Origin of the sequence: Cryobacterium sp. M25 (genome assembly GCF_002929635.1) — a bacterium.
Classification (GTDB): Bacteria; Actinomycetota; Actinomycetes; order Actinomycetales; family Microbacteriaceae; genus Cryobacterium; species Cryobacterium sandaracinum.
This window is the reverse complement of sequence record NZ_PJJU01000050.1, coordinates 100937-117684: the sequence shown is the minus strand read 5'-3', so window position 1 is coordinate 117684 and position 16748 is coordinate 100937. Positions and strand designations below refer to the sequence as shown.

Annotated in this window: 16 protein-coding genes; 13 read left to right on the top strand and 3 right to left on the bottom strand. The window is 69.2% G+C overall.

Features of this window, described 5'->3' with window-relative positions; genetic code table 11:
- Positions 1-509 precede the first annotated feature (509 nt).
- Positions 510-1451 carry a hypothetical protein gene (locus CXY81_RS08115; protein WP_104194543.1) on the bottom strand — a complete coding sequence of 314 codons (942 nt, stop codon included), beginning with the start codon at positions 1449-1451 and terminating at the stop codon, positions 510-512.
- On the opposite strand from CXY81_RS08115, the gene CXY81_RS08110 reads away from it, so the two are divergent.
- From CXY81_RS08110 to xerD, 9 genes are all read left to right on the top strand, one after another.
- Positions 1416-2315 carry a hypothetical protein gene (locus CXY81_RS08110; RefSeq protein ID WP_233194063.1) on the top strand — a complete coding sequence of 300 codons (900 nt, stop codon included), beginning with the start codon at positions 1416-1418 and terminating at the stop codon, positions 2313-2315. The two genes, CXY81_RS08115 and CXY81_RS08110, sit on opposite strands and share 36 nt — an antisense overlap.
- Complete coding sequence (locus CXY81_RS08105; RefSeq protein ID WP_104194541.1) at positions 2290-3321, top strand: HAD-IIA family hydrolase; 1032 nt, start codon at positions 2290-2292, stop codon at positions 3319-3321. The genes CXY81_RS08110 and CXY81_RS08105 overlap by 26 nt, the downstream gene beginning before the upstream one ends.
- Before the next feature lie 10 nt (positions 3322-3331).
- Positions 3332-3502, top strand: a complete 171-nt coding sequence (locus CXY81_RS16390; protein WP_158250237.1) for a hypothetical protein — start codon at positions 3332-3334, stop codon at positions 3500-3502.
- 104 nt (positions 3503-3606) lie between these two features.
- On the top strand, positions 3607-4413 hold the full coding sequence (locus tag CXY81_RS08095; RefSeq protein WP_104100466.1) for a TlyA family RNA methyltransferase: 807 nt from the start codon (positions 3607-3609) through the stop codon (positions 4411-4413).
- Positions 4410-5330 carry an NAD kinase gene (locus CXY81_RS08090; protein ID WP_104194540.1) on the top strand — a complete coding sequence of 307 codons (921 nt, stop codon included), beginning with the start codon at positions 4410-4412 and terminating at the stop codon, positions 5328-5330. Before CXY81_RS08095 ends, CXY81_RS08090 begins: the two co-directional genes overlap by 4 nt.
- Before the next feature lie 9 nt (positions 5331-5339).
- A complete protein-coding gene (gene recN, locus CXY81_RS08085; RefSeq protein WP_104194539.1) occupies positions 5340-7037 on the top strand; it encodes a DNA repair protein RecN in 1698 nt (565 codons plus the stop codon).
- Positions 7038-7048: 11 nt separating this feature from the next.
- Positions 7049-8770 carry a CTP synthase gene (locus CXY81_RS08080; protein ID WP_104194538.1) on the top strand — a complete coding sequence of 574 codons (1722 nt, stop codon included), beginning with the start codon at positions 7049-7051 and terminating at the stop codon, positions 8768-8770.
- Positions 8771-8854: 84 nt separating this feature from the next.
- Positions 8855-9478 carry an NUDIX hydrolase gene (locus CXY81_RS08075; protein ID WP_199183023.1) on the top strand — a complete coding sequence of 208 codons (624 nt, stop codon included), beginning with the start codon at positions 8855-8857 and terminating at the stop codon, positions 9476-9478.
- 67 nt (positions 9479-9545) lie between these two features.
- A complete protein-coding gene (gene xerD, locus CXY81_RS08070; RefSeq protein ID WP_233194062.1) occupies positions 9546-10532 on the top strand; it encodes a site-specific tyrosine recombinase XerD in 987 nt (328 codons plus the stop codon).
- 806 nt (positions 10533-11338) lie between these two features.
- Here the strand turns inward: xerD and CXY81_RS08065 are convergent.
- Both CXY81_RS08065 and CXY81_RS08060 read right to left on the bottom strand, forming a co-directional pair.
- On the bottom strand, positions 11339-12139 hold the full coding sequence (locus tag CXY81_RS08065) for a PIG-L family deacetylase (protein ID WP_104194536.1): 801 nt from the start codon (positions 12137-12139) through the stop codon (positions 11339-11341).
- Entirely contained in the window at positions 12136-13407 is a 1272-nt protein-coding gene (locus tag CXY81_RS08060; protein WP_233194061.1) for a glycosyltransferase, read from the bottom strand. The genes CXY81_RS08065 and CXY81_RS08060 overlap by 4 nt, the downstream gene beginning before the upstream one ends.
- A 174-nt stretch (positions 13408-13581) precedes the next feature.
- Between CXY81_RS08060 and CXY81_RS08055 the strand changes: the two genes are divergently transcribed.
- The 4 genes from CXY81_RS08055 to CXY81_RS08040 are packed head-to-tail and all read left to right on the top strand — an operon-like array spanning position 13582 to position 16738.
- Positions 13582-14502 carry a ParA family protein gene (locus CXY81_RS08055; protein ID WP_369828358.1) on the top strand — a complete coding sequence of 307 codons (921 nt, stop codon included), beginning with the start codon at positions 13582-13584 and terminating at the stop codon, positions 14500-14502.
- On the top strand, positions 14486-15295 hold the full coding sequence (locus CXY81_RS08050) for a ScpA family protein (protein ID WP_104194533.1): 810 nt from the start codon (positions 14486-14488) through the stop codon (positions 15293-15295). Before CXY81_RS08055 ends, CXY81_RS08050 begins: the two co-directional genes overlap by 17 nt.
- Positions 15296-15320: 25 nt before the next feature.
- On the top strand, positions 15321-15944 hold the full coding sequence (locus CXY81_RS08045) for an SMC-Scp complex subunit ScpB (protein ID WP_104100393.1): 624 nt from the start codon (positions 15321-15323) through the stop codon (positions 15942-15944).
- On the top strand, positions 15941-16738 hold the full coding sequence (locus tag CXY81_RS08040) for a pseudouridine synthase (protein ID WP_104100394.1): 798 nt from the start codon (positions 15941-15943) through the stop codon (positions 16736-16738). The genes CXY81_RS08045 and CXY81_RS08040 overlap by 4 nt, the downstream gene beginning before the upstream one ends.
- The last annotated feature ends 10 nt before the right edge of the window (positions 16739-16748 follow it).

The following is a 16748-nucleotide window of genomic DNA, read 5'->3' as shown; positions in this document are numbered from 1 at the left end:
CCAACTCAGGAGATCCAGCCGGGCCGTGCCGGGCATCCGCACCTATGCCGCACTGACCCGCGGCGGCCGTCTACTGCGGGCAACGGATGTCCTGAGTTAGCCACACACACGGGTCCGGCCAAGCCGCCCCGCGGCGCACGCTCTACCTGCGCCCACCTCCACACCGTGCGCCCGCCTCCACACCCTGCGCCACGAACCACACCACCCCGTGGGAGGGCACACCTGCACCAACGACAGTTGGCCACCCCTCGAGGTGACTTCCATGTGGTAAGTGGGAGTGAATGTCTGCATTTCGGTCGAAAGTGCCGGGTAGAGCCACCACTCTCGACCGGAGAGGCACACTCGCCGCGACCCGGTATGACACCGCCGGACTTGATTCAGAATCAACCAAAATGGCCTCCCAGACGGGTGGTCATTTGGCGTTGAGTTACTGTTGATAGGTCTGTCGAAATGACAGGTCAAATTACACAGGAGACACAGTGAGCCCTTCAGGAACGCACGATAACGAATCACGCGACGGCGGACGAGACGATCGTCGTTCCAACGGGGGTTACCATGGCCGGTCCGACCGTCCGCAGCGTGACGGTGAGCGTCCCCCTTACCGCGGTAATTCCGAGCGTCCGAAGCAGGGAGGCGAGCGTCCTCCCTACCGCGGGAACTCCGATCGTCCCTCCACGGGCGGTTACCGTGCAAATTCCGAGCGTCCGGCCAACGGTGGCGAGCGTCCTCCGTACCGTGGCAATACCGAGCGTCCGCAGCGTGATGGTCAGCGTCCTCCCTATCGCGGCAACTCCGACCGCCCGGCCACGGGTGGTTACCGTGGCAATACTGACCGTCCCCAGCGTGATGGTGAACGTCCCCCTTATCGTGGCAACTCTGACCGCCCGCAACAGGGCGAGCGTCCTCCCTACCGTGGCAATTCGGACCGTCCCTCTACCGGTGGCTACCGGGGCAACTCTGAACGCCCGCAGGGTGGCGAGCGTCCTCCTTACCGTGGCAACTCCGAGCGTCCGCAGCAGGGTGAGCGTCCTTCCTACCGCGGCAACTCCGAGCGTCCGCAGCAGGGTGAGCGTCCCCCTTACCGTGGCAATTCGGACCGTCCCTCTACCGGTGGCTACCGTGGCAATCCCGATCGCCCGCAGGGCGGCGAGCGTCCCCCGTACCGGGGCAACTCCGATCGCTCCTCCGGCGGCGGGGAGCGCAAGCCCTGGACCAAGGACGGCGCCCGTCCCGAGCGCAGCGATCGCCCGCAGCAGGGTGGCGAGAAGCCCTGGACCCAGCGCGGCGGTTCGCCGAACCGTGCCGGAGCTCCGCGCGGAGACGCCGGTAAGAAGCTGTGGACCCGTGACGGTGCCCCGGCCCGCGGTGACCGCGATGCCCGTGTCGTCGAAGAGGAGATGACCGAAGAGCAGCGCATGCAGCGCGAGCTTCGTTCGGTGCGCCCGCGCCACGACGACCCCGAGCTGCCCGACGACATCACGTCGCAGGACCTCGACCGGATCGCCCGCAACGAGCTCAAGACCCTCAGCAAGGACAACGCCGAGGCCGTCGGCCGCCACTTGGCCATGGCCGCCCGCGTCATCGACGAAGACCCCGAGCTGGCTCACCGCCACGTCTTGTCGGCTGCCCGTCGTGCCGGCCGGATCGCCGTGGTGCGCGAGAGCCTCGCGATCACCGCCTACGCCACGGGCGACTTCGCCCTGGCGCTGCGGGAACTGCGCACCTATCGCCGCATCTCCGGTTCCAACGATCAGCTTGCGCTGATGGTGGACAGTGAGCGCGGCGTGGGCCGCCCGGACCGGGCGCTCGAGCTGGGACGCTCCGTCGAGCGCGCCTCGCTGCCGGCATCCGTTCAGGTTGCCCTGGCGATCGCCATGTCCGGGGCGCGTCTGGACCTCGGCGAGACCGAGGCTGCGCTCAGCGAGCTAGAGATCCCGCAGCTGGACCCGAAGACCGCGTTCTCCTACAGCGCCGAGCTGTTCGCCGCCTACGCCGAGGTTCTCGCTGAGCTGGGCCGCGACGACGAGGCCGAACTGTGGAACGAGCGGGCCGAACGGGCCGACGCTGCCGTGTCCGGCGTGACCGATTTCGACGAGACCATGGAGATCCTCGAGATCGACGAGGAGGAGTCCGACGAGGAAGAGTCCAACGACACCGACACCGACACCGACGACTCCACCGACGACTCCACCGACGACGACACCGACGACGACGACGACGACGCGACTGACGTCTCCGACGAAGAGTCCGCGAATGACGCCGACGACTCCACCGACGAGGCGGAGCACGATGCTCAGGCGTCGCCGCGTGCCTGAACCGGTCACCCCGCTCACCGGCGTCGACGTGGTTCTGGCCGACCTGGACGGCGTGGTCTACGCCGGTCCGGCGGCCATCCCGTTCGCGGTCGAGAGCCTGAACCGTGCAGCGGAAACCGTGCGGGTCGGCTACCTCACCAACAACGCGTCCCGCACCGACCAATCCGTGGCGGACCACCTCTCCGAACTGGGCCTGCACACGGTGGCGACGGATGTCGTGACCTCACCGCAGGCCGCCGTGCGTCTGCTCGCGGATGAGGTGCCGGCCGGCTCGCGCATCCTCGTGATCGGCGGCGAAGGTCTTCTGACCGAGGTTGAAAAGGGTGGCTTCGTCGTCACCCGCTCGGCGGATGACGCTCCGGCCGCCGTGATCCAGGGCTTCTCGCCCGACCTCGGCTGGAAAGACCTGGCCGAGGCCGCGTTCGCCCTGCACCCGAACGAGGATGGCGTGGAGATCCCGTGGATCGCCACGAACACCGACTGGACCATCCCGGTGGCCCGGGGGATCGCGCCCGGCAACGGCACCCTCGTCTCCGCCGTGCACAGCGCCGTCGGTCGCCTGCCGATCGTGGCCGGCAAGCCCGAGGTGGCCATCTTCACCGAGGCCGTCACCCGCTTCGAGGCGCAGGCGCCCCTGTTCATCGGCGACCGCCTCGACACCGACATCCTCGGCGCGAACCGGGCCGGCATTCCGGCCGCGCTGGTGCTCACCGGCATCGACAAGGCCAAGCAGACCCTGGCCGCCGACGCCAAGTCGCGGCCGACGTATATCCTCGAGGACCTGCGCCAGCTGCACGAGCCCTACCCGCCGACGGTGTTCTCCAAGGACGGATCCTCCGCCACGGTGAACGGGGCGACGGTGCGCATTGTCGGCGCCGACGTCACGATCGTGGCCGAGGGTGACGGGGCGATCAACCTGCTCCGCGCCGCCTGCGCCGTGATCTGGGCATCCGGTCGGCCCATCTACGGGCTCACTGTTCCGGAGCGACTGTATCTCGGACGGTAACGTGGAGAGGGTGAATCAGCCCCACGTGACGACGGACGACGTAACCCAGGATCTTCCCGCGCGGCTCGCCGCGATCGAAGACCGGCCCCTCGAGGAGCGCGCCGCCGCGTACGTTCAGGAGCACGACGGGCTGCGGGGCCACCTCGAAGGTGGAGACGTTCCCCGGGCGAGCCACCCATGACCGACGTCGACGGAACCCCGATGGGCGCCCCCGATAACGTCGCCCCCGACACCAGTGCCAGCGACCCCAGCGACCCCAGCGACCCCGGCGTTGCCGGCGAGCGGATGCCCGACCAGCGCCTCGACTCGGCCGTCGCCGAGCGCGGTCTGGCCCGGTCCCGCACCGTCGCCGCGCAGCTGATCGTGGGCGGACTGGTCACGGTCGACGGCACGCCCGTCGTCAAGGCATCCGCCAAGGTGCGGGACACCCAGCTGATCGAGGTGGCGGCCACCGACCACTACGTCAGCCGCGGCGCCCACAAGCTCATCGCCGCCCTCGACGCCTTCGCGGTTCCGGCCCTGGGCCGCACGGTGCTCGACGCCGGAGTGTCCACGGGCGGCTTCAGCCAGGTGCTGCTCGAACGCGGCGCCGGCCAGGTCATCGGGGTGGATGTGGGGCACGGGCAACTGGCCCCCCAGCTGGCGACCGAGCCGCGACTCGTGCTGGTCGAGGGGTTCAACCTGCGCTACGCCACGGCCGAGAAGATCGCGGCCGCCTCCGGGGTGCCGCAGCGGGTGGACCTGGTCGTGGGAGACCTGTCCTTCATCTCCCTGACCACCGTGCTTCCGGCCCTGGTGGCGTCCGCCGCCGACGGTGCCGACTTCGTGCTGCTGATCAAGCCGCAATTCGAGGTCGGCAAGGGCAGCATCCGCGAGGGCGTCGTGCACGATCCGGGCCTCCGCGCCGACGCGATTGCCGGTGTGCTCTGGGCGGCGTGGGACCTCGGCCTCAAGACGAACGGTTTGATCGCCTCGCCCATCGCCGGCGGCGCCGGAAATCGCGAGTACCTGTGCTGGCTGTCGAGCGCGGTCGGCAGCAATCCGACAGAATGGATCGAACGCACAACGGCGCTGGTGGGAGTGACTAAATGAGTGCAGCACCACGCAACATCCTCGTCGTCGCGCACACCGGCCGCACGGATTCCCTCGAGGCCGCCGTCACCGTCTGCCAGCAGCTGCTGGCCGCCGGAGCCGTGCCGGTGCTGGCCCGCAACGAGCGCGCCGACCTGCTCGCGCACTGCCCGGACCTCGACGACAAGATCGCGATCCTGCACGAGTGCGTCGCGACCACCGAACTCGAACTCGTGATCGTGCTCGGCGGAGACGGCACCATCCTGCGTGCCGCCGAAGTCGTGCGCGGCTGTTCGGCCCCATTGCTCGGCATCAACCTGGGCCACGTAGGTTTCCTCGCCGAGAGCGAGCGCGACGACCTCGGTGAGGCCGTGCGCCGGGCCCTGCTGCGCGACTACCTGGTCGAGGAACGCATGGCCCTCGCCGTTCGGGTCAAGCTCGGCGATGAGGTGATCTACGAGACCTGGGCGTTGAACGAGGCCACAGTCGAGAAATCCAGCCGTGAACGGATGCTCGAGGTCGTCATCGAGGTCGACGGCCGCCCGCTCTCCTCCTTCGGTTGCGACGGCGTGGTCATGTCCACGCCCACGGGCTCCACCGCCTACGCCTTCTCGGGCGGTGGCCCGATCGTCTGGCCGACGCTCGACGCGCTGCTGCTGGTGCCGCTCAGCGCTCACGCCCTCTTCGCCCGCCCGCTCGTCGTGGGCCCGGACTCGTCGCTCGCCGTGGAGGTGCTCGCCCGCACCGGCGGGGCCGCGGTGCTCTCCGCCGACGGTCGCCGCGTGCACGACCTGCCGCCGGGCTCCCGTGTGATCGTGCGCCGTTCACCGATTCCCGTTCGGCTGGCCCGCCTGCACAGCGGCCCGTTCACCGACCGACTGGTCAACAAATTCAACCTGCCCGTCACGGGCTGGAGAGGCCCGGTCGGCCGTGAATAGGCGTTCCGCATGATCGAGGAGCTCGTCATCCGTGACCTCGGTGTCATTGCCGAGGCCACCCTGCCGCTCGGCCCCGGCTTTACCGCCGTGACGGGCGAGACCGGCGCCGGCAAAACCATGGTCGTCACCGCGCTCGGCCTGCTGCTCGGCCAGCGTGCCGATCCCGGTCTCGTGCGCCAGGGCCAGTCGCAGAGCTGGGTGGAGGGCCGCTGGCTGATCCCCGCCGACGGCACCGTCGCGACCCGCGTGCGGGATGCCGGGGGAGACCTCGACGGCCCCGAACTCATCCTCAGCCGCTCGGTGTCCGCGGAGGGACGCAGCCGGGCCGTGGTCGGCGGGCGCAGCGCCCCCGCCGGCGTGCTCAGCGACCTCGGCGGCGACCTCGTGGTCGTGCACGGCCAGTCCGACCAGGTGCGTCTGCGTTCGGCCGTCGCCCAGGCTGCAGCCCTGGACCGCTTCGCCGGGCCGACGCTCGCCGACACCCTCGACCTGTTCCAGAGGGCCTACTACCGCTGGCAGGGCCTCCAGAGTGAGCTCGACCGACTCGTCGACGAGCAGGACCAGCGCGCCCGCGAGGCCGACACGCTGCGCGCCGCCATCGACGAGATCGAACTCGTCGCCCCGCAGCGCGGCGAAGACGAGTCGCTCAGCGAACGCGCCGAACGCCTCGGCAACCTCGAGGAGCTGCGCATCGCGGCCGCCCAGGCCCGGGAGTTGCTCTCGGCCGAGGAGAACCCCGACGAGATGCCCGACGCCGTCGCCCTGCTCGAGTCCGCCCGGCGCCAGCTCGAACGGGCCGGGGAGCACGACCCAGCCCTGCCGCCCCTGGCCGAGGCACTCGCGAACGCCGGCTTCCTGGTTGCCGACATCGCCGCGCAGCTCTCCAGCTACCTGGCCGGCCTCGACGCCGATGGCGCCCGCGAACTCGAGGTCGTGCAGGAGCGCCGCTCGGAGCTCACCGGCCTGGCCCGCAAGTACGCGGGCGGCCTTGACGAGGCCATCGACTTTCTCGACACCGGCAGTGCCCGTCTGCTCGAACTCGACAGCGACTCCGACCGCATCGACACGCTCCGCACCGAAACGGATGCCGCACGCCAGTCGACTGACGGCCTCGCCGACCAGCTCACCGGCATCCGTCGCGCTGCCGCAGAGGCCCTGGGTGCGGCCGTCACAGCCGAACTGGCCGCCCTGGCCATGCCGAACGCGTCGCTGCTGGTCGAGGTCGACGGCCGGGCCGAGATCACCGCCACCGGACGCGACCTCGTGAAGATTCTCCTGCGCCCGCACGCGGGGGCGGAGCCACGGTCGCTGGCGCGCGGGGCCTCCGGTGGCGAACTGTCCCGGGTGATGCTTGCGATCGAGGTCGTCATCAACCATGCCGACCCGGTGCCGACCTTCGTCTTCGACGAGGTCGACGCCGGCGTGGGCGGCGCCGCGGCGATCGAGATCGGCCGCCGGCTGGCCCGGCTCGCCGAAACCGCCCAGGTGATCGTGGTCACCCACCTTGCCCAGGTGGCCGCGTTCGCCGGCAACCACCTCAGCGTCGTCAAGGACAGCGACGGCTCCGTCACCGCCAGCAGCGTGCGCCAGCTGCACGGCGACGAGCGTGCCGCCGAAATGGCCCGCCTGCTCTCCGGCCTGCCCGATTCCGCGAGCGGACTCGAACATGCCCGGGAGCTCATGAACCTCGCCCGCGCCAACCGATAGGTCAGCCCTCAATGCTAGAGTCGAAGCCCGTGGTGGAAAATAAAAGCACGGACGCATCAGTACGCAACGACACAACACGACACATCTTTGTGACCGGTGGTGTCGTTTCTTCTTTGGGCAAGGGCCTGACGGCGGCAAGCCTCGGCAATCTCCTCACGGCCAGCGGTCTCCGCGTGGTCATGCAGAAGCTCGACCCCTATCTCAACGTGGACCCCGGCACGATGAACCCGTTCCAGCATGGCGAGGTCTTCGTGACCGACGACGGTGCTGAGACCGACCTGGACATCGGACACTACGAACGGTTCCTCGACATCAACCTCAACCAGGCCGCGAACGTCACGACCGGTCAGGTCTACTCGCAGGTGATCGCCAAGGAACGCCGCGGCGAGTACCTCGGCGACACCGTGCAGGTCATCCCGCACATCACCGACGAGATCAAGCGCCGCATGCGCCTGCAGGCCAGCGACGAGTTGCGCCCCGACGTGATCATCTCCGAGATCGGCGGCACGGTCGGCGACATCGAGTCCCAGCCGTTCCTCGAGGCGGCACGCCAGGTGCGCCACGAACTCGGCCGCAACAACGTCTTCTTCGTGCACGTCTCGCTGGTGCCGTTCCTCGGCGCCGCGGGGGAGCAGAAGACCAAGCCCACCCAGCACTCCGTCGCCGCCCTGCGTTCCATCGGCATCCAGCCGGATGCGCTCGTGCTGCGCAGCGACCGGCCCGTCTCCGACTCGAACAAGCGCAAGATCGCGCTGATGTGCGACGTCGACGAAGACGCCGTGGTCAACGCGGTCGACGTGCCGAGCATTTACGAGATCCCCACCATGCTGCACGAGCAGGGCCTGGACAAGTACATCACCGACCGCCTCGGCCTGCCCGTCACCAGCGTCGACTGGACCGGTTGGCAGAAGGTGCTCGACGCCGTGCGCGAGCCCCAGCACACCGTCACCATCGGGCTGGTCGGCAAGTACATCGACCTGCCCGACGCCTACCTGTCGGTCACCGAAGCGCTGCGCGCCGGCGGATTCGCCAACCAGACCAGGGTCCAAGTCACCTGGATCGCCTCCGACGACTGCGAGACCGAGGAGGGCGCGAACCGCCTGCTCGGTGAGCTCGACGGCATCTGCGTTCCCGGCGGCTTCGGCGTGCGCGGCATCGAGGGCAAGCTCGGCGCCCTCAAATTCGCCCGCGAGAACGGCATCCCCGTGCTCGGCCTCTGCCTTGGCCTGCAGTGCATGGTCATCGAATACGCCCGCAACAAGGCCGGCCTCACCGGCGCATCCTCCTCGGAGTTCGACGAGGACACCGAGTTCCCGGTGGTCGCGACCATGGAAGAGCAGGTCGAGATCATCGCGGGCGGCGACCTGGGTGGCACCATGCGCCTGGGTCTCTACCCGGCCGTTCTGGCCGAGGGATCCATCGTGGCCGAGCTCTACGGTGCCTCCGAGGCGTCCGAACGTCACCGCCACCGCTACGAGGTCAACAACGCGTTCCGCTCTCAGATCGCGGATGCCGGACTGTGGTTCTCGGGCACCTCACCCGACCGCCACCTGGTCGAGTACGTCGAGCTGAAGCGCGAGGAGCACCCGTTCTACGTGGGCACGCAGGCGCACCCGGAGCTGCGCAGCCGGCCCAGCCACGCGCATCCGTTGTTCCGCGGCCTGATCAGCGCGGCCCTGGACCGCCAGCAGGCCAGCCGCCTGTTCGAGGTCGAAGCCAAGGAAGAAGCCTGAGCCGTGACCCACCCGTCTGTGCCCGCCGCCAACGTGACCGCTCCTGTGACCGCCGAGAAGTCCGGCGAATCGGCCTCCGCCCCGCTGGCGGATGAGCCGGCCTTCGCGGCGGTCTCGGACAGCGCGATCGTTTTCTACGGCAAGGTGTGGGATGTCCGCCGCGACACCTTCGGCTATAACGGCTCCCGCATCAATCGCGAGTACCTGGACCACCCGGGCGCCGTGGCGATCCTCGCCCTCGACGAGCACAACCAGGTGCTGCTGATCAAGCAGTACCGGCACCCCGTGCGCACGCGCGACTGGGAGCTGCCGGCCGGGTTGCTCGACGAAGACGGCGAGCATCCACTCGTCGGAGCGCAGCGCGAGCTGGCCGAGGAGACCGACCTCGTCGCCACCGAGTGGAATGTGCTCGGTGAGTTCGCCACCTCGCCCGGCGGCAGCAACGAGGTCATCCGCATCTACCTGGCGCGCGGCCTCGCCGCGGCTCCGGAGATCTTCGAGCGCACCGAGGAGGAAGCCGACATCGAGGTGCGCTGGGTGCCGCTTGATGACTGCGTCGATGCCGTGCTGGCCCGCCGGGTGCAGAACCCGTCGCTGGTGATCGGGGTGCTCGCCGCCCAGGCAGCCCGCGCGCGTGGCTGGAGCACCCTCGGGGCGGCGGATGAGCCGTGGCCGCGGCATCCGGCCAATTGGGACCACACGGTGTGACCGGTTGGCCTCGTCTGGTGGTGTGAGCGGTGCGGCTGGTGTTCCTGCTGGCCGGGGCGTCACGGGTGTGGGCGGTCCGCCTGCACCGGGAGTTGCCGGTGGGGTCGTCGCGGCGGCCGTGGACTCGTATCTGCGGCACGTCGCGATCGAACGCGGCCTGAGCACCAACACGGTGTCCGCCTACCGGCGTGACCTGGCCATCTACAGCCGGTGGCTTGCCGCGGTCGGGTTGACCGGACTCGCCGACGTCACCCGGCAGCACATCTCCGACTACGTGCGGTTCTTGGGATCCCGCGAGGAGTCGCCGCTGACCGCGGCGTCGATCGCGCGCATCCTCTCGACCGTGCGCGGGTTTCACCGATTTCTGCTCGAGGAGGGCGTGGTCGACACCGATGTCGCCCACGAGTCCAAGCCGCCCAAGCTCGGCACCCGGCTGCCCAAGGCCATTTCGATCGAGCAGGTCACGCTGTTGCTCGCGGCGACCGACGGCGACGAGGTGCACAACCTGCGCGACAAGGCGCTGCTCGAGCTGCTCTACGCCACGGGCGCCCGCGTCTCGGAGGTGGTCAACCTCAATGTGGACGATGTGCTCGACCCCGAGGTGGTGCGCCTCACCGGCAAGGGCGACAAGCAGCGCATCGTGCCGGTCGGCAGTTACGCGCGCGCGGCCATCGACACGTTCCTGGTGCGGGGGAGACCGCTGCTCTCCGCCCGTGGACCGGCGACGCCGGCCCTGTTCCTGGGCCTTCGCGGCAAGAGGCTCAGCCGGCAGAACGCGTGGTTGATCATCCGGGCCGCGGCCGAACGCGCCGGCCTCGAGGGGCATGTTTCGCCGCACACGCTGCGGCACTCCTTCGCGACGCACCTGCTCGAGGGCGGGGCCGATGTGCGCGTGGTGCAGGAGTTGCTCGGCCACTCCTCGGTGGCCACCACCCAGATCTACACGCTCGTCACCGCGGATACCCTGCGCGACATGTACACGACGGCGCATCCGCGGGCGCGGGTGTCCGGTTCCGTCCCCCCGGTGGTTGAGTCACCCCGCGGTGGTGGTTGAGCCCCCGCCGGTCCTGGACGAGCTCAACCCCGCCTGACTGTTCCCGTTTCGGACAACTGTTGCCCGTGTACCGGCAACAACTGTCCGGAACGGCAACAGTGGCGGCCGGGGCCGCCGCGCGCCGCTGACGTTTAAGCTTTCCGGGACATTTTGTTCGAGCGGCCACCGAAGGCTGCGTCTCGCGTTTTTTCCGAAGTTACGTGACGACGGATGCCGAGAGCCGCCCACGCTCGCGGCTGCGGCGGCCCCGCCGGTGGTTGAGCCTGCCGAAACCCGGTGACCTGGCCCTCGAACCCGCCCGTCGGCATCCGTCACCGTCGCTAGCTTCGGAGTTTTTCGGAACCCGCCGGTCGAGCGGCCACCGAATGCGGCGTGTCGCGATTATCCCCGAGGTTACGTGACGCCGGCTGCCGAGAGCCGCCCCCGCTCTGGGCTGCGGCGGCCCCGCCGGTCCGGGATGCGTAGCCTAACCCCGCCTAACTGTTGCCGTTCCGGACAACTGTTGCCCGCGTACCGGCAACAATTGTCCGGAACGGCAACAGTTGCGGCCGGGTCCGCCGCGCGGGGCATCCGTCACCCGCGTCGCCACCCGCGTCGTCACCCGCGTCGCCACCCGTCGGAGTCTCGGCGCCCTCCCTGGCATAGCTCCTGCAATTTGGCTGCCGGGAGCCGGTTCCACCGTGTTTTCGGGCCTATTCTGCAGGATTTGCAGGAGTGATGCACGAGGGGCTACACACCAGGCCGGCAGCTGACCAGCGGAAGCCAGCGCAGACCCCGCAGACGGGCGCGGGTCGGTGCGGCCGACCTCAGAGCAGGCGCAGCCCCACCGCAGTGATGATCGGCTCGCGCTGCCCGCCGGAGTGCACGATGTGGCCACCGCCCTCGTCGACGGTGAGCTGGCTCGCGTGGCAGCGCAGGGCAGCCGTGACCGTCGCGAGGTGCGCCGACAGGTCGAACCACTCGGCCGCACCCGCACCCGCACCCGCACCCGCAACACCCGCAACACCCGCACCCGATGTAGCACCATCCACCTTCACCTGCACCACCTCGGCAAACGCGACTCCCGTCGCCCGGCTGCCGGCCAGCGCCGCTTCATGCATGCGCACGTGATCCGGATGCCCGTACCCGCCACCGTTGTCGTAGCTGATCACGAGGGCAGGCCGAAGCTGCCCGATCAGCGCGGCCACATCCGCGGTCACTTCGGCCAGGGGCGCCCGCACCAGGGCGTCGCCGTCGATGTCGTCGGCCGGCCCGGCCAGCCCCGGACGAATCCAGGTCATGCCCGAGTCCCGGTACGCGCGCGGCGCGAGGCCCGCGGCGCGCGCGGGCGGCGTGCCCAGCCAGAACCGATCCGCGAAACCGATGCCGAGGGCCGCCGCGGCGCAGGCGAGCTCCCGCTCGCGTTCCCGGGTGAGCGCATCCGTGCCCTCGAGCACCGACAGCGGCCCACGCACGACCTCGCCTTGCTCGCCGCGCGTGGCGGTCAGCAACGACACCCGGATGCCCCGGGCCGCCATTTCCGCAATCAGCGCACCCGTCGCAATGGTTTCGTCATCGGGATGAGCGTGCACGAACAGAACAGTGGGAACACCGTCCAGCAGACTCACGCGCTGAGCAGTGAGGGGCGGCGGTCGCCGGCACCGGGGCGCACCAGCGACCGGTACACGGTCACGAGGCCTTCTGCCGACCGCGGCCAGTCCAGGTGCTCGGCCCGCTCGCGCGCGGCGAGCGACAGACGCCGGGCGAACGCGGGGTTCGAGAGAATCTGCGTGAGCGCGCCGGCCCAGACCTTCGGATCGCGCGAGTCCAGCACCACGCCGGTGTCGCCGTCGAGCACCGCCTCGCGCAGTCCGCCGGCCGCCGCGGCGACGACGGGAACACCGCTCGCGGCCGCTTCCAGCGCCACGAGCCCATACGTTTCAGAGTGCGAGGGTACGAGCACGACCCGGGCGCCGCTCAGCAGCAGGGCTAGGTCCACGCGGGACTGCGGACCCACGAAACGCACGTTGCGCTCGATTCCGTGCCGGGCTGCGAGGGACCGAAGTTCGTCGATATAGCCGTCGTAGTCGGCTGACGCGTCTCCGGCGATCACGAGTTCGGGCCGGATCGGCTCCGGCACGGCCGCGATCGCCTCGATCGCGAGGTCGAGGCCCTTCAACGGCTGCAGGCGCCCCGCGACGACCGCGTACCCGCGGATGTCGATCGGTCCAGAAAGCTCGGCAGCCCCAGCCGCGGCGGCACCGACACTCCGGATGTCCGTGGGCCGGAACAGAATCCCGTCCACCCCCGGCAGCACGATCGAGATGCGCTCGGGCGCACCGCCGAGCCGCTGCACGATGGTGTCGGCCTCGGACTCGCTGATTGCGACCAGGGCATCCGACTCCTGCGCCAGCCAGGCCTCGCCGGCCATGCGCCCGGGGGACTCGGGGCGTTCGCCGGCCGACAACGGCGTCGACGCGTCGGCCGCGATGCTGTGGAAGCTCTGCACGTGCGGGATGCCCCGGCGGCGCGCGAGCGGGAGCGCCGCCATACCCGAGAACCAATGGTGCGAGTGGATGACGTCGTAGGGTCCCAGCGCATCCATCTGCACGCGGAACGCCTCGATGAACTCCTCGTGGTCGCCCTTCGGCACGGGACGGGCCGGTCCGGCCTCGAGAAAGCGGAGCGTCACCCCGGGGCTCAACTGCATCGTCTCCGACACGGGGGAGGAGCGACGGGTGAGGATATCGACGTGGTGGCCGGCGGAGGCGAGAGCCTCCGCCTGGTGCCGTACGACCACGTTCATGCCCCCGGCGTCGCCCGAGCCCGGCTCAGCTCCCGGGGACGTGTGCAGGCAAACGAGCGCGATTCGGAGGGGCGTAAATGGCTGAGGCACCTGAAAACCTTAACGCAAGAGCCTGTGACTCACCCGGTTCCACAGATCAGAGACCGATCACGGACCGATCACGGACAGATGACAGGCCGAGACACGCCGGATTCACGCGGCAGACCTGCGGTTTTCGGCGATCCGTGCCGCAACATGCCCGATCCGATCGCTACAGTGGGGACAGTGACAGGTGTAAGACGGATCGAGGGCATCTCAGTGGCGCGCAAGCAGGATGACCGGACACGACTTTCCGGTTTAGACGAGGTACCGGTCGGTGCGACCGGTCGACCCAAGCGCGACTTCGACGAACCCGCGGTTCTGCCCAGTCACGGCCCGGCGCGCATCATTTCGCTGTGCAACCAGAAGGGCGGCGTCGGCAAGACGACGACCACCATCAACCTGGGTGCCGCCCTCGCCGGCTACGGCCGCCGCGTGCTGGCCATCGACTTCGACCCGCAAGGCGCCCTCTCCGCCGGTCTCGGTGTGCCCACCCACGACGTCACCACCATCTACGACCTGCTGCTGAGCGGCTCGGTCAGCCCGCACGACGCCATCCAGAAGACGTCGGTGCACAACCTCGACATCATCCCGGCCAACATCGACCTGTCCGCCGCGGAGGTGCACCTCGTCAACGAGGTCGCCCGCGAGCAGATCCTGGCCCGCGTGCTGCGCAAGATCTCCGGCGACTACGACGTCATCCTGATCGACTGCCAGCCGTCGCTGGGCATCCTCACGGTCAACGCGCTCACGGCCAGCCACGGCGTGCTCATTCCGCTCGAGTGCGAGTTTTTCGCCCTCCGCGGTGTGGCGCTCCTGATCGAGACCATCGACAAGGTGCGTGACCGGCTCAACCCGGCCATCGAACTCGACGGCATCCTGGCCACCATGTTCGACTCCCGCACCCTGCACTCCCGCGAGGTGCTCGAGAGGGTCCTCGACGCGTTCGGCGACAGTGTGCTCGAGACGGTCATCGGCCGCACGGTCAAGTTCCCCGACGCGAGCGTCGCCGGCGTCCCGATCACCGAATTCGCACCCGAGCACGCGGCCGCCAAGGCCTACAAGCAGGCGGCGCGGGAACTGATCCAGCGTGGCGCCGTCGCCTGACGCGGACGCACCGAAGTCGTTTTCGGTCGCCCTCGGCAACTTCGAGGGTCCGTTCGACCTGCTCCTGTCCCTGATCGGCAAGCACGAACTCGACATCACCGAGATCTCCCTGAGCCGGGTCACCGACGAGTTCATCGCCTACCTGCGCGGCCTCGACCAGGACGAAGAGCTCGACCAGGCCACCGAATTCCTGGTGGTCGCTGCCACCCTGCTCGACCTCAAGGTCGTCGGGCTGCTGCCGCAGGGTGAGCTTGTCGACGCCGAAGACGTGGCTCTGCTCGAGGCCCGCGACCTGCTGTTCGCCCGGCTACTGCAGTACCGGGCCTTCAAGAGCGCGAGCGCCTGGTTCCAGGGCCGGCTCGACGCCGAGTCCACCCGGCACGTGCGGGCGGTGCGGCTGGAGGAGAAATTCCGCCGCCAGACTCCCGAGCTGGTCTGGACTCTCTCCCTCGGCGACTTCGCCGCCCTGGCCGCCCTCGCACTCACCCCGCGGGTTCTGCCCGGCGTGGGGCTCGACCACCTGCACGCGCCGCTGGTCAGCATCCGTGAACAGGCGGCCTACGTGGTACGGATGCTGCGCGCCGCCGACACGCTCACGTTCCGCGAGCTGATCGTGGGCGCCGAGGTGAAGGGCGTCGTGATCGCCCGTTTCCTGGCCGTGCTCGAGCTGTACCGCCTCGACGCCATCTCTTTCGACCAGCTCGTGCCGCTCGGCGACCTCAGCCTGCACTGGAGTGCCGAGACCTGGACCGATGACACCCTCGCCAACCTCGGAGCCGACTATGAGCAGTGACACGACTATGAGCATTGACACGACTATGAGCAGTGACACCGCCCCCGCAGCAGAGAACGCAGAGAACACAGAAAACACAGAGGGCACGGATGCCCCGCGCCCCCCGCTCGAGCGCACCCTCGAGGCCATCCTGATGGTCGCCGACGAACCGCAGGGGCTGCTGCAGCTCGCCGCGGCCGTCGACGCCACGCTGGGCGAGGTGCGCGCATCCGTCGCCCGGCTCGTGGCCGACTTCGACGGCCTCGCCGGCACCGTGCGCCGCGGCTTCGAGCTGCGCGAGGTGGCCGGCGGCTGGCGCATCTACGTGCGGCCCGAGCACGATGTGACCGTGGCCGACTTCGTGGTCACCCAGAACCCGAGCCGGCTTTCGCAGGCGGCCCTGGAGACTCTCGCCGTGATCGCCTACAAGCAACCGATCAGCCGCGGGGCTGTAGCCTCGATTCGTGCCGTTAATGTGGATTCGGTCGTGCGCACACTGCTCGGCCGCGGTCTGATCACCGAAGCGTTCACCGACAGTGAGACCGGTGCGATCAATTACGGCACCACAGACCTTCTGCTAGCCCAGCTCGGAATCAACTCGCTCGACGAGTTGCCCTACCTATCGCCGCTGCTCAATGACGGCGCGAACGGATTTGAGGAATTGCCATGACAACCGACAACCAGGGGATTCAGGGGACACCCACCAATCTCGAGGCCGCCGCCGACGGCGTGCGCCTGCAGAAGGTTATGGCCTCCGCGGGCGTCGCGTCCCGACGGGTCTCCGAGGAGATGATCGCCGCCGGCCGCGTGCGCGTGAACGGCAAGGTCGTCACCGAACTGGGCCGCCGGATCCACCCCGACTCGGACCTGATCATGGTCGACAACGTCGCCGTGCAGCTGGACACCAGCCGCCGCTACGTGATGCTGAACAAGCCCGTCGGCGTCGTCTCGTCGATGCAGGACGAGAGTGGACGCCCCGACCTGCGCGAGTTCACCGACCAGTTCGAGGAGCGCCTGTTCAACGTGGGCCGCCTCGACGCGATGACGAGCGGCCTGCTGATCCTGACCAACGACGGCGATCTCGCGCACGTGCTCGCGCATCCGTCGTTCGGGGTCTTGAAGACCTACATCGCCAAGGTCGAGGGCCGCGTGTCGGCGCAGACCATCCAGCTGCTGCAGAGCGGCATCGAACTCGACGACGGGCCCATCTCCGCCGACAAGGCGCGCATCCTGACCAGCCCTCCCGGCGACGGCTTCAGTCTGGTCGAGCTCACCCTGCACTCCGGTCGCAACCGCATCGTGCGCCGCATGATGGAGTCCGTCGGCCACCCCGTCGTCGACCTCGTGCGCCGCCAGTTCGGCCCGCTGCACCTCGGCACGCTGCGTGTGGGCGCCGTGCGCGACCTGACCAAGGTTGAACTCGGGCAGCTGCTCACCGTGTCGCGGGCCGAAACCAAGATCTAGGCCCAGGTCA

Bases quoted from the DNA above. Each gene is read 5' to 3' on its own strand.
- CXY81_RS08110 (WP_233194063.1), top strand. From the start codon at position 1,416: ATGCAGCGCGAGCTTCGTTCGGTGCGCCCGCGCCACGACGACCCCGAG.
- CXY81_RS08105 (WP_104194541.1), top strand. From the start codon at position 2,290: ATGCTCAGGCGTCGCCGCGTGCCTGAACCGGTCACCCCGCTCACCGGC.
- CXY81_RS08095 (WP_104100466.1), top strand. From the start codon at position 3,607: ATGCCCGACCAGCGCCTCGACTCGGCCGTCGCCGAGCGCGGTCTGGCC.
- CXY81_RS08090 (WP_104194540.1), top strand. From the start codon at position 4,410: ATGAGTGCAGCACCACGCAACATCCTCGTCGTCGCGCACACCGGCCGC.
- recN (WP_104194539.1), top strand. From the start codon at position 5,340: ATGATCGAGGAGCTCGTCATCCGTGACCTCGGTGTCATTGCCGAGGCC.
- CXY81_RS08080 (WP_104194538.1), top strand. From the start codon at position 7,049: ATGCTAGAGTCGAAGCCCGTGGTGGAAAATAAAAGCACGGACGCATCA.
- CXY81_RS08045 (WP_104100393.1), top strand. From the start codon at position 15,321: ATGAGCAGTGACACCGCCCCCGCAGCAGAGAACGCAGAGAACACAGAA.
- CXY81_RS08040 (WP_104100394.1), top strand. From the start codon at position 15,941: ATGACAACCGACAACCAGGGGATTCAGGGGACACCCACCAATCTCGAG.